At 62.6% G+C, this 14,521-nt stretch carries 13 protein-coding genes and 1 pseudogene; 5 read left to right on the forward strand and 9 right to left on the reverse strand.

What is annotated here, in order from left to right; all coding sequences use genetic code 11:
- A pseudogene (locus BHD07_RS29160) lies at positions 1–226 on the forward strand (IS481-like element ISRm20 family transposase); the annotation flags it as partial.
- 222 nt (positions 227–448) lie between these two features.
- Here the strand turns inward: BHD07_RS29160 and BHD07_RS29165 are convergent.
- Positions 449–679 carry a hypothetical protein gene (locus tag BHD07_RS29165; RefSeq protein ID WP_102764100.1) on the reverse strand — a complete coding sequence of 77 codons (231 nt, stop codon included), beginning with the start codon at positions 677–679 and terminating at the stop codon, positions 449–451.
- Between the two features lie 195 nt (positions 680–874).
- On the opposite strand from BHD07_RS29165, the gene BHD07_RS29170 reads away from it, so the two are divergent.
- Positions 875–1,036 (forward strand): Thivi_2564 family membrane protein, encoded by a 162-nt coding sequence (locus BHD07_RS29170; RefSeq protein WP_017266304.1) that lies wholly within the window; start codon positions 875–877, stop codon positions 1,034–1,036.
- Positions 1,037–1,180: 144 nt separating this feature from the next.
- The gene (locus tag BHD07_RS29175; protein ID WP_275600082.1) at positions 1,181–2,311 is read left to right on the forward strand and encodes a PQQ-dependent sugar dehydrogenase; all 1,131 of its coding nucleotides are present in this window, start codon (positions 1,181–1,183) and stop codon (positions 2,309–2,311) included.
- 98 nt (positions 2,312–2,409) lie between these two features.
- On the opposite strand, the gene BHD07_RS29180 is transcribed toward BHD07_RS29175, so the two are convergent.
- The 8 genes from BHD07_RS29180 to BHD07_RS29215 all read right to left on the reverse strand — a co-directional run bounded on the left by BHD07_RS29180 (position 2,410) and on the right by BHD07_RS29215 (position 10,554).
- Positions 2,410–4,323, reverse strand: coding sequence for an adenylate/guanylate cyclase domain-containing protein (locus BHD07_RS29180; RefSeq protein WP_338284045.1), 1,914 nt, complete (start codon positions 4,321–4,323; stop codon positions 2,410–2,412).
- Between the two features lie 337 nt (positions 4,324–4,660).
- Positions 4,661–5,560 (reverse strand): N-acetylneuraminate lyase, encoded by a 900-nt coding sequence (locus BHD07_RS29185; protein ID WP_338284046.1) that lies wholly within the window; start codon positions 5,558–5,560, stop codon positions 4,661–4,663.
- Between the two features lie 13 nt (positions 5,561–5,573).
- Complete coding sequence (locus BHD07_RS29190) at positions 5,574–6,509, reverse strand: dihydrodipicolinate synthase family protein (protein WP_338284047.1); 936 nt, start codon at positions 6,507–6,509, stop codon at positions 5,574–5,576.
- A complete protein-coding gene (locus BHD07_RS29195) occupies positions 6,506–7,786 on the reverse strand; it encodes a TRAP transporter large permease (RefSeq protein ID WP_338284048.1) in 1,281 nt (426 codons plus the stop codon). The genes BHD07_RS29190 and BHD07_RS29195 overlap by 4 nt, the downstream gene beginning before the upstream one ends.
- Entirely contained in the window at positions 7,787–8,305 is a 519-nt protein-coding gene (locus BHD07_RS29200; protein ID WP_338284049.1) for a TRAP transporter small permease, read from the reverse strand.
- Between the two features lie 56 nt (positions 8,306–8,361).
- A complete protein-coding gene (locus BHD07_RS29205; protein ID WP_338284050.1) occupies positions 8,362–9,333 on the reverse strand; it encodes a sialic acid TRAP transporter substrate-binding protein SiaP in 972 nt (323 codons plus the stop codon).
- Positions 9,334–9,361: 28 nt separating this feature from the next.
- Entirely contained in the window at positions 9,362–10,063 is a 702-nt protein-coding gene (locus BHD07_RS29210) for a transcriptional regulator NanR (protein ID WP_018097963.1), read from the reverse strand.
- A 134-nt stretch (positions 10,064–10,197) separates the two neighbouring features.
- Positions 10,198–10,554: a DUF2188 domain-containing protein gene (locus BHD07_RS29215; RefSeq protein WP_338284051.1), complete on the reverse strand. Its 357-nt coding sequence runs from the start codon at positions 10,552–10,554 to the stop codon at positions 10,198–10,200.
- A gap of 307 nt (positions 10,555–10,861) precedes the next feature.
- Between BHD07_RS29215 and BHD07_RS29220 the strand changes: the two genes are divergently transcribed.
- Positions 10,862–11,845 (forward strand): TAXI family TRAP transporter solute-binding subunit, encoded by a 984-nt coding sequence (locus BHD07_RS29220; RefSeq protein ID WP_127625462.1) that lies wholly within the window; start codon positions 10,862–10,864, stop codon positions 11,843–11,845.
- Positions 11,846–12,001: 156 nt separating this feature from the next.
- Entirely contained in the window at positions 12,002–14,515 is a 2,514-nt protein-coding gene (locus BHD07_RS29225; protein ID WP_338284052.1) for a TRAP transporter permease, read from the forward strand.
- Positions 14,516–14,521: the final 6 nt, after the last annotated feature.

The following is a 14,521-nucleotide window of genomic DNA, read 5'->3' on the forward strand; positions in this document are numbered from 1 at the left end:
GGTCGTCCGCACCGTCCCCAGCACCAAGGCCTATGTCAGCTTCAAAGGCCGCAAGTGGAAAGTCCCAAAGGCCTTCTGCGGCGAACGCATCGCCATTCGCCCGCTCGACACGGACGGGCGATACGGCATCTTCTTCGCTGCCCTCCGCATCGCAGCCATCGACTTGACAACCAAGCAATCCGTCAGTGATCTATCCGAACAGGTGTCAGCTATCTCCCCGGGCTAAACACTTGTCACAGGGATGAGAGCAGCGCCGCGTCTGCGGCGCGGGAAGCGTTCTTTCAGCCCAAGGACTTGGTCTGGCTGGATTCCTGTGACAAGCACAGGAATGAGGAAATCAAACAAGTGCGTTGGACCGAAGGGGTGGAGCATTCCAGTGTTTCCATGAAACATCGAAATGCTCTAGGTCGACCCTACGCTCGATGACACAGTTTTCCTGAGGCGTGCTCTAACCCGCATCATCCAGTGCCGGCGGGGCTTCACCCGTCGTCAACATCTGCATCAGCGCGAGTTCGCTCCTCACGCCTTGCCGGTAAAGGTGGAACAGCATCTTTCCCAACTCCGCACCGTGTTCGCTTTCCGGCGCCAGCTCCCTGGAGGAGCAGGCATAAACGTGAACACGTCGCAACATCAAGATTTCGTCGTCGTCAATGGCGAGATCCGAGAAGCGCACCGACATTTCCTTTGACCCTCTAATCAAAGTGGCTTTGTTGATGATGACTTAATATCGGTGCGGAGACGGCGCGAATCCAGACCCCCCATCATTCTTCAGTGAAGAGAGTTACGCGAACGCCAAGGCCCTCCACTTGCCTTTTGCTCTGCGTCCCATAGTTGAAATAGAAGACAGCATTTTTCAACGAACGGGGCAGACAACATGTCGGTACTGATCAGCATCCTGATCACCTTTCTCGTCGTCATTCTGGTTCTTTATCTCGTCAACCGCCTTCCCCTCGACGGGCGCACCAAGCAAATCGTCCAGGCCATCGTCATCATCATAGGCATCCTGTCGCTGCTGCGGTATCTTGCCGTGTTCTGAACTCCACAGAGGCCGCGGTCCTCTGTCCTTTCCCGGTGGCGCAAACATGTGAACGCGGCCTGCGTATCCGTGGGGAACCTTGGCCCGGCTTCCCCATTAGGAGCCGAGTGAACAGTCCGGTTCGTGAAACGAACGGAGGCGGCTATGTTGCGAGCAGCTGTTTTCCTGGCATTTGCGGCAATGGCCGCTGCGCGGCACGATCCGGCGATCGCGCAGGATTCGCCGCGTATGCTCGACACCAAAAGCGGACCTGTCAGCGTCGAAGTCTTCGCCGGTGGCCTCGAGCATCCCTGGGGCGCTGTCCTTTTGCCGGATGGCGACATGCTGGTGACGGAGCGTCCCGGCAGGCTGCGCCTCGTGTCGGCCGAGGGAGCCGTCGGCGAACCCATCGAAGGGGTCCCGGATGTCTTCGCCCAAGGTCAGGGTGGACTCCTCGATGTTGCGCTCGATCCGGATTTCGCCACGAACAGGACTGTCTATCTATCCTTTGCCGAGGAACGCGAAGGCGGCGCGGCTACCTCGGTCGGCCGTGGCCGTCTGAACGACGACGCCACCGCACTTTCGGATTTCAAGGTAATCTTCCGGCAGGAGCCGGCGGCTTCAGGCGAGAATCATTTCGGCTCGAGGTTGGCCTTCGCGCCGGACGGCAAACTTTTCATCACGCTCGGCGAACGCTTCGACATGCAAGAGGCCCAGGATCCGGCCAACCATCTCGGCGCGATCGTCCGCCTCAATCCCGACGGCTCGATACCGGACGACAACCCCTTTGTCGACCGCGAGGGCGCCGACGAGATTTGGTCCTACGGCCACCGCAACGTTCAGAGCGCCGCCATCCATCCGGAAACCGACGTGCTTTGGACGGCAGAGATGGGGCCGATGGGGGGAGACGAGTTGAACATACCCGAGGCGGGCAAAAACTACGGCTGGCCCGTGGTGAGCTGGGGCAGACATTATTCGGGCGAACGAATTCCCGATCCGCCGAGCCGCCCCGAATTCGCTGGCTCCATCCATAGCTGGACGCCCGTGATCTCACCCTCGGGCATGATGTTCTATACAGGCGACCTGTTTGCGGACTGGCGGGGCGACCTCCTGATCGGCGGCCTGTCGGCGGGCGGTATCGTCAGGGTGCAGACGAACGGCCGGAAGGTGACCGGGGAGGAAGTTCTTTCGCTCGAGGCACGGGTTCGCGATCTCCTCCAGGCCTCCGATGGCTCGGTACTCGCGCTGATCGACGCCGCATCCGGCAGGATTCTGCGGCTGAGGCCCGCCAACTAGAGCATTCCCAAGAAAAGTGTGTACCGGTTTTCCGTCAGGAAGTGCGTTGGACCAAAGAGTTAGAGCATTTCGGTGTTTTCATGAAACATTGAAATGCTCTAGGTCCGGGATCGCGTGTGCGGGTGAAGGAAACCGCTCGTAACATCCGGGGCATTGGCCTCGGCGAGCCGGGAGAGGAATTGCTCCATGAGCGCGGATTCGCCGAAGCGGCGCATGGAGCGCTCGCTTGCGAGCGAAAATTCCGGGTCCACTTCGGTCAGGCGCGCCATTGTGCGCTGCGCTCCCTCAACGTCTCCCCGCTGGCTCAAAACCGCCGTCCGTATCAGCAGGCAATCCGCCTGCTGCGGCGCCCGGATGAGGCATTCCCGCAAGACCTCGTCGGCCTCATCGAGACGACCGGCAGCATAGAGGGCCTGCCCGTAGACATAGGTATAATATTCCGGCGCCATGGGATGCAGCCGGCGCGCCCGCTCGGCGTTTTGCACCGCCTCGTCATAGCTGCCGAACCGGACCTGCGCCTTTGCCAGCGCCATCAGGCTGTCCGGATCGTTCGGATTGAGTTCGACGGCCCTTTGTGCCGCCTGCATGGCGCCGGGGTAATCGCCGGTTGCCGAGAGGCCGAAGCTGAGGACCTGATAGCCGGCAGCGAGGTTCGGATCGAGACGGACTGCCTGGCGTGCTTCGCTGAGGCCGGTTTCCACATCGGTCGTGGTCGCCCTGCCGCTGAGGTTCTGCACGAAGTCGACGATATAGGTCATCCCCAGATTCGCGCGCGCCGCGGCGTAACCGGGGTCGAGCTCGAGGGCGCGATGAAGCAGCGCACGGGCGGCGATCAGCGCCTCCGCATCCTTCGAGCCGTGTTTGTAGCGGTCACGCGCCTGGAGGACGAGGTCGTAGGCCTGGAGGTTCTCGGTCGGCCGTTCCGCCGCATTCGAGACCTCCGACTCGCGCACATAGGAAACCAGATGCGAGACGATTTCGGCCGTCAGGTCGGTCTGAACCGCAAATATGTCCTCGACCCGGCGGTCGTAACTGCGCGACCAGAGATGCGCACCGCTGCGCGCATCGATCAACTGCGCCACCACGCGAAGCTGGTCCCCGGCGCGCCGGGCACTGCCTTCGACCACATAGCCGGCACCAAGCCTCTCGCCGATCAGGCGGATGTCTTCTGCCTGACCGCGCAGGGCGAAGGTCGAATTGCGGGCAATCACCTGAAGCTCGGGGTTTCGCGCCAGATTGGCGATTATGTCCTCGGTAAGTCCGTCGGCGAAATAGGTCTGCTCGGCGTCGCCGCTCATATTGTCGAAGGGCAGCACCGCGACTGTCGGCCTTGCATCGGCGAGTTCGCCGCCCGCCAGGCGCGCGAGGCTGCCGGCCAGGTCGGCGCCGACGGCTCTTACCTCCGGCGCCTGCGTTGCGGCAGCGGCGAGGACGAGTGCCGCGGCCCCGATGGCGTAGGGCAATGCCGCACGCCGGCCACGGGCGATCCGCCCGATCCAGCCGCGACCGTTCTTTTCGTGCGCATCGAGACGCACCGCATAGACGGCGAGCGGCTCGGGAATGTTCTTCGCCTGCCTCCGGCCGATGCTGTAGAAGAGCTTGCTGCGGTTCCGGTCGGCACTGCGGACCACTGCCTCGCTCACGAAAATGCCGCCCGGTTCGGCCATGGCTTCGAGCCGCGACGCGACGTTCACGCCGTCGCCGAACATGTCGCCGTCGGCTTCTATGACGTCGCCGAGGTTGATGCCGAGGCGCATGTCGAAGGGCTGCTCTGAAAATCCGTTCTGGATTTCGATCGCGGCATCGAGCGCCTCGTTGACGCTCGGAAACGTCGCGAGAAAACCGTCCCCCGTCGTCTTGAAGGTGCGGCCGCCGTGCTTCTCGACCGAAGGTATGATCAGTCCGCCGAACGTCGCCCGCAGGGCGGCATAGGTCGAGGATTCATCCTCGGACATCAGGCGGGTGTAGCCGACGATGTCGCCAGCTACGATTGCTGCGAGTTTACGTTCCATCACGAGCCTCGACAGTCTTCACGCGCATCTTTATGGGACCGACCCCACCCGTCCACTCACAACTCCGTGTCCGCCGCACCGCCTGAGGAGAGCATCCTTCGGCCAACGCGTACGCATTCCAGCTCGCCGCTGACAAGAAACCGGGTGATTTGCCGTAAGGAGGAATGGCTACGCAGAAGGACGCGAACGGTCGCTCATACACTGCACAGGATTGCGGCCTTTGGGTGGCGACATTCCATTGCAGTCGGTCGCCCGGGCGCAGTCGGACGTTTCAGTGCTCCATCAAAACACCGAGACGCCCCAACCTTGAAACTGCGCACTTCCGGACGGGAAACCGTTACACGCTTTTCCTGGATGCGCTCTCGCGCCACGCGAGGACCGGCCCCACGGCCTCGCGAAGCGCCGCGAGATCCGCCTCTTTGACCTTCCGGAAGGGGCGTCTGGAGGCCCCCCCGGGAAGACCCATGATGCCGAGCAGCGCCTTGGACCCCGGCATGACGCCGACCTTGATCAGCACCTGGATCACCCGGTTCGCCATGGCCTGCAACAGCCGGGCCTCCTCGATCCGCCCAGCCGCTACGCAGGCCCTGAGCGCGACGAACAGATCGCCCATGAAGTTATAGGTGGTTCCTATCGCACCCTGCGCGCCCATCGCGAAGCCGGCCAGGCACATTTCATCATAGCCGTTGTAGACGATGGCGTCCGGTGCCGCATCCCGGATGCGTTCGAGCTGGAACATGTCGCTCGACGTATGCTTGATGCCGATGATGTTGGGATGGGAGAGAAGCTCGACCAGTTCGGGCAAGGTGAAACCGCTGGTGCGGGCGGGGAAGTTATAGACGATGAGAGGCAGGGCCGAAGTATCGGCCAGTTCCCGGTAATGCGCCATGACTTCGGGCCGGGAGAAGTCGTAGTAGAAGGGGGGAATGGCCGAGATCGCCTGGTAGCCCGATTTCGCCGCGTTCTGCGAAAGCGTGAGCGCATCCCTCGTCGCGATCGTGCCGACATGAGCGATCAGCTTCAGGCGGCCGGACGCGGCGGCGGCAACGTCGGAGAGGTAGTCCGCGCGCTCGTCGAGCGACTGCAGCATCGCTTCGCCCGAGCTGCCGCCGACATAGACTCCATCGATGCCGAGCCGGACCTGAAAATCGAGGAGCGCCCCGATGGCCTGCCGGTCGATGCTTTCGTCTTCGCAAAACGGGGTAAGGAGGGCCGAATAGATCCCTTCGAGTTTCATCTTATGATCGCTTTCACTGGCTCGTGGAAAAAAGCTCGGGCAATTGGCGGCGGGCAGCGGTGCCAAGGTCGATCACCGCTTCACCGGGGGCGGAACTATAGGGCCAGAGCAGCTCCGGCCCGATCGGGCACCAGCGGCCGGCGGCAGCCATCGCCTTGTCGAGTGCGGCGTTGGAAAGACCATATTCCACGGCAAGCGGCAGGACGTGCTCGTTCATGAAGCCGACGACGCGGGCCTCGAAGTCAAGAGCGCCTGCCGGGTCCTCCCGAAGCTGATGCCACCACCTGACGGCGCCGGCGGGGCTCAGGCAGGCGACATTGGAATAGGAGCCGCGGCTGCCCGCGAGGCAGCCGCTCGCCATGAAATGTCCGGGAATGAAGACGGCGAGATCCGGCAGCTTGCGACGAAGCTCCTCGTACCAGACTTCGTCGCCGCCCGGCAGTTTCGCCCCGATGAGCATCGGGAGACCGGCCTTTAGCCTTGCGATCTCGTCGAGGCTCAGCCGGCGCTTGGCATGAGGCGGGTTATAGACGATCAGCGGAGTGTCCGGCGCAGTTGCCGCCATGCCGGCGAAGAAGACCTCAGCCTCTTCATAGCTCGGCGCCCACCAGTCCGGCAGGGTGATCTGAACGGCATCGGGTCGCAGAGAGGCGACGCGGGCCAGGCGTGCGCGCGCGACACGCCCATTCGAATGGGAAACGCCGATCTGGAACGGCAGGGCGACGGTATGGCAAAACTCGGCGACACGCTGGCTCAGCCGGTCGAATTCGTCCTCCGTCTGGCTATGGAATTCGCCCGCGGTGCCGTTGGTGTAGACGCCCTGAATTCCGCTTTCGAGAAGCGCGGAAAGCTGCTCGTCCAAAGCGGACCATTCGATTTCCCCTCGCCGGCCGACCGGCAGGAGCACTGCTGCCCAGATCCCTTCGGGCGGCTTGGCTCGGGGGCTCATCGGGCGACTCCGAGCATCTGGTCGGGGATGAAGGTGACGAGCGCCGGAAAGATGGTGATCAGCACCAGGACGACGAAGAGCGGAACGAGAAGTGGCAGGATGCCGCGTGCGAGCACGCCGAAGGGAATGTCGGCAACTTTGGAGACGACGAAGAGCGCAACGCCCATGGGCGGCGTCAATATGCCGATCATCAGGTTGAACACGACCATGACACCGAAATGGACGGGATCCACCCCGAATTGGAGCGCGGTCGGGACCAGCACCGGCACGATGAGCAGCAGGATTGCCAGGGCCTCGATAAAGGTCCCGAGCGCAAGCAGCATGAGATTGACGAGGATCAGGAATGTCAGCGGGTCGTGCGCATAAGTGAGGAAGAACGTGGCGACGTGCTGGGGTACCTGCTCGCGCGCGATCACATAGCCGAATAGTGACACGCCCATGATGAGAAGGCCGACTGCGGCCGTATGGCTGACTGTCTCGCGCAGTACGGTCACGAGTTTGGCGAAGGTGATTTCACGGTAGACCACGACACCGAGGAAGAGAGCATAGCTGGCCGCGACCACCGCAGCCTCGGTCGGCGAGAACACCCCTGCAAAGATGCCGCCGATGATGATGAAGGGCGTGATGAGCGGGAGCAGCGCACGCCAGAACGTGGACCACACATGGCGAAAGCCGGCGCGCTGGGCGGTCGCATAGTTCCGGCGCCAGGCGATCGCATAGACCATGATCATGAGCGAGGCCGCGCAAAGAAGCCCCGGTACGATCCCGCCGAGGAAAAGGCCTCCGATCGACGTATTGGCGATCACGCCATAAACGACGAGGGGAATGGAGGGCGGGATGAGCGGCCCTATGATTGCCGATGCGGCCGTGATCGAACCGGAAAACTGCTCGTCATAGCCGGCGTCGCGCATGGCCTTGATCTCAAGCTGGCCAAGGCCGGCGGCATCGGCGACGGCGGAGCCGGACATACCGGAAAACAGCACGCTCGCCATGATGTTCACATGGCCGAGCCCGCCCCTGATATGGCCGACGAGCGCCTTGGCGAAGTCGAAGATGCGCTCGGTCACGCCCGAAAGATTCATCAATTGTGCGGTGAGGATGAAAAAGGGGACCGCCAGCAGCGGGAAGCTGTTGAGGCCGGCGATCATGCGCTGGCCGGCAAAGTTCAGGCCCGTTCCCTGCCAGAGCATGTAGGCAAGCGCAGCCACGATCAGCGTGAATCCGACCGGCATGCCGGCAATCAGAAGGGCAAACCATCCCCCGAAAAGCGTCGCCATCTATAGATACCTTTCGAAGGGGGCTTCGGCCGAAGGGCGGCGGCTGCCGAGGAGCAGCCGGACATCCCGCGCCATGACAAGCATGATCCGGATAGCGGCCAGCAGGCCGAATACGGGCAGGGCGCCGTAAAGCCACGATTCCGGAACGCCGATCGCGATCGACATGACCTTGTGGGCGCGCAAGGCCCCGAAGAAACCGTAGTAAACGAGAACGAGCAGCGCGGTGAGCACCAGGACATCCAAAACGATCCGCAGGAAGAGCTGCGCCCGCGCCGGGAGCATCCGCGGCACGATATCCATGGTGATGTGTGTCCGTGAGGTGACGCCCTCCGCGGCGCCAAGCGCCACCAGCCAGACGAAGGCATAACGGGCAGCCTCCTCCGTCCAGAACATCGGATCCTGGAAGACGAAACGGGTGACGATCTGCAGTGCGATCACGACGAAGGCGAAGACCAGCAGGATCGCGGCCAGTGTCTCTTCGATATGGGCAAAGCTTCGCCAGCGGCTTGGATTGACCATTTGTTGAACTCCCCGGAATGGAGGGCGCGGCCAGCTCTGGCCGCGCCTGCGGGTGGTTAACGGAGATCGAGCAGCGTCTTCACCGTGCCGGCACCGAATTTAGCGTCGAGATCGGCATAGACTGGCTTCATCGCCTCCTGGAACGCTGCCTTGTCGGGCTCGATCACGGTGATGCCGCGCTCGCGAAAATCGCTGACGAGGTTCGCTTCCTTCTCGCTTACCAGCTTGTCGTTGAGGGCGCCGCCCGCCTCGAATGCCTCCATCACGACCTTCTGGTCGGCAGGCTCGAGCGCATTCCACGTGTCTTCCGACATGAGGATGAGTTGGTCCTGCACCAGATGCCCGGTCAGGGAAACATGGGACTGCACCTCGGTGAACTTCATCGAGTCGATGATGGGTAGCGGGTTTTCCTGGCCGTCCACCTGATTGGTCTGGAGTGCAAGATAGACCTCGGCGAATGCGACCGGCGTGGGGCTCGCACCCATCGCCTTCGCCCAGGTAAGCAGCGGCGCGGAATTCGGGACGCGCAGCTTCATGCCCGCGAAATCGGCAGGCTTTTCGATGGGCTTCTTTGCCGTCGTGTGCCGCGTTCCAAAGTACCAGGAGTCGACCATGCGCCACTTGTACTCGGTCCGCATCTCGTCGACGATCCCCTTGCCCCAGTCGGAGGCGATGATCTTCTGAAGGTGATCGAAGTCGCCGACGACGTAGGCGGTGCTCGCCAACACGGCCCGCGGAACCCAGGCGTCCATGCCGCCGAACGGATTCAGCGTGAAGTCGAGTTCGCCGAGCGTCACCTGCTCCATCATCTCGGTGAATGTCCCGAGCTGAGAATTCGGGAAGATTTCCAGCGTCAGCCGGCCGCCCGATTTTTCCTTGATGATGCGCGCGGCCTCCGTGACGCCCTCGAATTGCGGGTCGCCGGCCGTACCCTGCATCCCCAGGCGCAAGGTGCGCGCCTCTTGAGCCATGGCTTGCGACCCCATCAGCAGCCCCGCAAGCACGATCGTAATCAGTCCCCTTTTCATTGTTGCTCCTCCCACTATCGGCCCGATGCTACGGGCTCGTTTGCCTGTATTTGCGCGCCGCACTCTCCAGGTGCTCGCGCATGACCCGTCCGGCACGCTCCGGATCGCGGGCGCGGATGGCCTCCACGATCACCACGTGCTCCTCGAAACTCTCCCGGTTGGAAATCTCCGGCCTGGTCGGCAGAGGCCTTTGGCCGATCAGCCAATCCACGAACGCATCGTGGACCGCGACGAAAATGGGGTTCGAGACCATCTGGGTCAGCGTGCGATGAAAGGCGACATCGGTGGCGGCAAAGGCGCGGGCCTTGCCGATCGCAGCCTCGTTGCGCGCCAGCGCGGCGTCGATCGCCTCGATCTGCTCCGCTGTCGCATGGGCCGCAAGATGGCGCGCGCATCCCTCCTCCAGAAACAGGCGGGCCTGCTCGAAATTGGCCACACCCTCGGGTTGGCCGAGCAGCATGCGCGCAGCGCCCGCAAGCGAAGACAGGAAATGGTCCGGCGTCGGCCGCGTGACTTTGGCACGCTCGCCCGTGCTGACCTTCACGAGCCCCATCCGCTCCAGGGCATAAAGCGCTTCCCGGATCGAGGGCCGCCCGACCCCGAACAATTCCATCAGGTCTCGCTCGGAAGGGAGCGTCGCACCCAAAGGATAGATCTCGTCGCGGATCATCTCCTCCAGTTTCAACCGGACTTCGTCGGAAAGCTTCTTGCGGACGGCGAGTGTGCTCATGGTGTGATTGTTAAGGTATTATACCACGAGAGTCAAGAGAACCTCGCAGGCGCAGCAGACAACCGCGCTCACGCCGCTCGCAGCAGCGCGGCGCACCTTTCTGCCGCCTCTGCGGACCGCAGTGCTCACCTGGTTCAATGTCTGCGAAGAAGATATCCGATCGCCAGGCCGAGACCGGCAAGAACCAGGATCGTTTGCAGAGGACGGCGAGGCTCGGCGGCGGGGCGTTCGTCCGCGCGCCAGGCATCCGGCGTATCGACGACCCTGGTATGCGGGCGATCGAAGCCGGAGGCGACCTGCTCATGCCAACGTCCGGCGGGATCCTGGAATTCGATGGCTTCGGTAGAGCCGGGAAGCTCATGATGGCGCGCCGCTATCTCGGCTGCGGCCAGTGCATCGTCATGGGTAAGGAAGGTTTCGGAGAAGACGTCGTCTACCTTGTAGGCCCAGCCCCCGTCGTGTTCCACAATCTCGTATCGTATCGTCACCATGGCGATGCTCCCGTTTGAAGGAGGAAAACATCCGGCGCCTTGCTTGGTTCCGCAATTGTCGGCATCCGCGAAGGTCGCCATGGCGACGAGACATTGGCTGCCCCGATCACCGGTTGTCCCGACCGACCGATTTGCAAGTATTCCCCTTGCTTGACAAAGCGCAACGATCGTAACATGCGCTGACGTGCCCTTCTGCGTGTAATACAAACTGCCGCTGCGACCTTTGCGCGTCCGACTGGACGCGTGGCGCTGCAGGCATAAATCTCGGAACGGCTCAGTGGCACGCGAAGCATTATGGGAGAAATTGATGAAACATGAACGGATTACCCTGCGCGGAGCGCAGATCGCCGCGCTCTCGGCAGCATTGTTTTTCTCGGGCAGCGCCGCGGCGCAGCAGAAATTCGTGACGATCGGCACCGGCGGCGTCACCGGCGTCTATTATGCCGCGGGCGGCGCCATCTGCCGGCTTTTGAACAAGGACCGCAAGACGCACGGCATCCGCTGTTCGGTCGAATCCACCGGCGGATCGGCGTTCAACGTGAACACGATCAAGGAGGGCGAGCTCGATTTCGGCATGGCGCAGTCCGATGTGCAGTACAACGCTTTCAAGGGCGATGAGGCGTTCAAGGAAGGCGGCGCGCATGCCGACCTCAGGGCGGTCTTCTCGATTCATCCGGAGCCGTTCACGGTGCTGGCGCATCCGAATGCCGGCGTGACGAAGTTCGAGGACTTCAAGGGCAAGCGCTTCAATGTCGGCAATCCCGGTTCCGGAACGCGCGCCTCCATGGAGCGCCTGCTCGGCGCCATGGGCTGGACGCTCGCAGACTTCTCGCTCGCATCCGAACTCAAGGCGGACGAGCATGGCCCGGCGCTTTGCGACGGCAAGATCGACGGCTTCTTCTACGGCGTGGGGCATCCCTCTGCCAATATTCAGGATCCGACGACGACCTGCGCGGCGAAGCTGGTGCCGCTGACCGGCGAAGTCGTCGACAAGCTGGTCGCCGACAATCCCTATTACGCCAAGGCGACCATTCCGGGCGGCCTCTACAACAACAATCCGGAGGACACGGAAACCTTCGGCGTTCTGGCGACACTGGTCACCTCCGCCAATGTTCCGGAAGAGAGCGTCTACGCGCTGACGAAAGCGGTTTTCGAGAATTTCGACGAGTTCAAGTCGCTGCACCCGGCTTTCGCCAATCTCGAGCCCGCCAAGATGATCAAGGACGGCCTCTCTGCACCACTGCATCCGGGTGCGGAAAAATATTACAAGGAAAAGGGCTGGCTGAAGTAAGCTTCGCGTTCTGACGTCTACCGGCGGGCCAAAGGCGGCTCGCCGGCAATATCGGCATGGGAGGGTGTCACGAGCGAACTTCAAGAACGGCAGGTCGATGTCGACCTCGAGCAACTGGTCGCCGAAGCGGATACCGGCGGACGCAACGCCAAAGGATTGACCGGGCAGATCTTGCTCTGCACCGCTGTGGCATGGTCGCTGTTCCAGCTCTGGTACGCGTCTCCCCTGCCCTTCGTCTTCGGCTTCGGCATTCTCAACGATACCGAAGCCCGCGCCATCCATCTCGGTTTCGCGCTGTTCCTGACCTTCCTTGCCTATCCCGCACTGAAAAGTTCGCCGCGCGACCGGGTGCCGCTCGCCGATTGGGTGCTTGCGGCGCTCGGCGCCTTCGCGGGCGCCTATCTGTTCCTTTTTTATGGCGAGCTTGCCGGACGGCCCGGCCAGCCCTCGACGCTCGATCTCGTCACCGGTACGGTCGGGATCCTGCTGCTGCTCGAGGCTACGCGCCGCGCGCTCGGCCTGCCGATGGTGTGCGTCGCCGGCGTGTTCATCTTCTACACCTTCGCCGGCCAGTACATGCCCGACGTCATCCAGCATCGCGGCGCTTCGCTGGTGAAGTTCATCAATCACCAGTGGCTGACCACGGAGGGCGTTTTCGGCATCGCGCTCGGCGTATCGACGAGTTTCGTTTTCCTCTTCGTCCTGTTCGGAACGCTGCTCGAAAAGGCCGGCGCCGGCAACTGGATGATGCAGATCTCCATCGCCTTGCTCGGGCATCTGCGGGGCGGCCCCGCCAAGGTGGCCGTCGTCTCCTCGGCGCTGAACGGCGTCGTCTCCGGCTCCTCGGTTTCCAACGTCGTGTCGGGTGGCATATTCACCATTCCCCTGATGAAACGCACGGGACTTTCCGGTGTGAAGGCCGGCGCGATCGAGGCAACCGCATCGATCAACGGCCAGATCATGCCGCCGGTCATGGGCGCCGCCGCGTTTCTGATGGTCGAATATGTCGGCATTCCCTATTCGGAGATCGTCAAGCACGCGCTGCTTCCAGCGGTCTTTTCCTACATCGCGCTTCTCTACATGGTGCATCTGGAGGCGGTGAAGCTGAACATGCAGCCGATCCCCCAGCGTCCCACGCCGGCACGCGAAAAGTGGCTGCGCATGGGCCTGGGGCTTGCGGGCAGCGTGCTTGCAATCTGCCTGCTCTATTACGGCATCATCGCCATCCGGGCCGCATTCGGAGCAGGCGCGCCCTTGCTGCTCGCGATTGCGGGCGTGGCGCTCTATCTCGCGACGATCTGGTATTCGTCCCGTTATCCCGACCTGGAACTCGACGATCCGGATGCTCCTATCCTCGAACTGCCGCGCGCATGGGACGTTACACGGACCGGGCTCGATTTCCTCATTCCCATCGTCGTTCTGCTCTGGTGCCTCATGGTCGAGCAGCTTTCGCCGGGGCTCTCCGCCTTCTGGGCCACGCTGACGATCCTCGCAATCGTCGCCACCCGCAAACCGCTGATGGCGATCTTTCGCAAAGAGAATTTCGCAAGCGCGGCCCGTGCCGCCGCCTGGGACCTCGTCGACGGCCTGGCGCTCGGCGCGCGCAACATGATCGGCATCGCGGTCGCAACGGCGACCGCCGGCATCGTCGTCGGAACGATCACGCTTACGGGTCTGGGCCTGATGATGACGGAACTCGTCGAATTCATCTCGGGCGGCAACGTCATCATGATGCTCGTTCTGATCGCGGCGATCAGCCTTGTGCTCGGCATGGGGATCCCGACTACCGCCAATTACATCCTGGTCGCCACACTGATGGCGCCGGTCGTCGTCGAGCTCGGTTCGCAGGCGGGCCTCGCCATCCCCTTGATTGCCGTCCATCTCTTCGTCTTCTATTTCGGCATCATGGCCGACATCACACCGCCCGTCGGACTGGCCTCCTTCGCCGCGGCGGCGATTTCCAAGGAAGACCCGATCGCCACGGGCTTTCAGGGTGCACTCTATTCGCTGCGCACTGCGATCCTGCCTTTCGTTTTCATATTCAATCCGGCGATACTGCTGATCGGCGTCGACACCTGGGCGCATACACTTTGGGTCGCCTTCGTCTCGCTTGCCGCCATCCTCCTCTTCTCGGCCGCGACGATGAACTGGTTCGTGACGAAAAGCCGGCTGTGGGAGAGCGCGGTCCTGCTGCTCGTCTGCTTCACGCTGTTCCGTCCCGATTGGTGGCTCAACCAGATTTCGCCACCCTATGAGGAACTGCCCGCCTCAGAATTCCTGCGGTCCGTCGGGGAGGCTCCGGCAAAAGGCCGGATCAACTTCGTGGTCCAAGGCTTCGACCTGATGGGCGACGAGGTTCGCAAAACCGTCAACGTGCCGCTCGGCGAGCCCGGCGAGCCGCTTCAACGGCTGCAATCGATCGGGCTCACGGTCACACCGGCGGGCGACAGTCTGATGATCAGCAATGTCGACTTCGGCTCCTATGCCAAGCGCATCGGCCTCGATGTCGGCTTTGACATCGTCGCAGTGCTGAGAAAAGCCGAGCAACCGTCAGCCGCCATCCCGGTGGGTATCGCGCTGGCTGTGACCGCGGGAATTGCCGGCTTGCAGTTCGGGCGCAAAAAGGCCGATCGCAGCGGAGCCGGTCTGACGGGCGCCGCGCGCAAATAAGCGACA

This window comes from Sinorhizobium sp. KGO-5 (genome assembly GCF_036245905.1).
Taxonomy (GTDB): domain Bacteria; phylum Pseudomonadota; class Alphaproteobacteria; order Rhizobiales; family Rhizobiaceae; genus Sinorhizobium; species Sinorhizobium meliloti_A.

What these genes read in the sequence shown, in the direction of transcription:
- BHD07_RS29170 (WP_017266304.1), top strand. Translation starts at nt 875, where the DNA reads ATGTCGGTACTGATCAGCATCCTGATCACCTTTCTCGTCGTCATTCTG.
- BHD07_RS29215 (WP_338284051.1), bottom strand. Translation starts at nt 10,554, where the DNA reads ATGGTGACGATACGATACGAGATTGTGGAACACGACGGGGGCTGGGCC.
- BHD07_RS29175 (WP_275600082.1), top strand. Translation starts at nt 1,181, where the DNA reads ATGTTGCGAGCAGCTGTTTTCCTGGCATTTGCGGCAATGGCCGCTGCG.
- BHD07_RS29190 (WP_338284047.1), bottom strand. Translation starts at nt 6,509, where the DNA reads ATGAGCCCCCGAGCCAAGCCGCCCGAAGGGATCTGGGCAGCAGTGCTC.
- BHD07_RS29165 (WP_102764100.1), bottom strand. Translation starts at nt 679, where the DNA reads ATGTCGGTGCGCTTCTCGGATCTCGCCATTGACGACGACGAAATCTTG.
- BHD07_RS29200 (WP_338284049.1), bottom strand. Translation starts at nt 8,305, where the DNA reads ATGGTCAATCCAAGCCGCTGGCGAAGCTTTGCCCATATCGAAGAGACA.
- BHD07_RS29185 (WP_338284046.1), bottom strand. Translation starts at nt 5,560, where the DNA reads ATGAAACTCGAAGGGATCTATTCGGCCCTCCTTACCCCGTTTTGCGAA.
- BHD07_RS29180 (WP_338284045.1), bottom strand. Translation starts at nt 4,323, where the DNA reads ATGGAACGTAAACTCGCAGCAATCGTAGCTGGCGACATCGTCGGCTAC.
- BHD07_RS29220 (WP_127625462.1), top strand. Translation starts at nt 10,862, where the DNA reads ATGAAACATGAACGGATTACCCTGCGCGGAGCGCAGATCGCCGCGCTC.
- BHD07_RS29205 (WP_338284050.1), bottom strand. Translation starts at nt 9,333, where the DNA reads ATGAAAAGGGGACTGATTACGATCGTGCTTGCGGGGCTGCTGATGGGG.
- BHD07_RS29195 (WP_338284048.1), bottom strand. Translation starts at nt 7,786, where the DNA reads ATGGCGACGCTTTTCGGGGGATGGTTTGCCCTTCTGATTGCCGGCATG.
- BHD07_RS29210 (WP_018097963.1), bottom strand. Translation starts at nt 10,063, where the DNA reads ATGAGCACACTCGCCGTCCGCAAGAAGCTTTCCGACGAAGTCCGGTTG.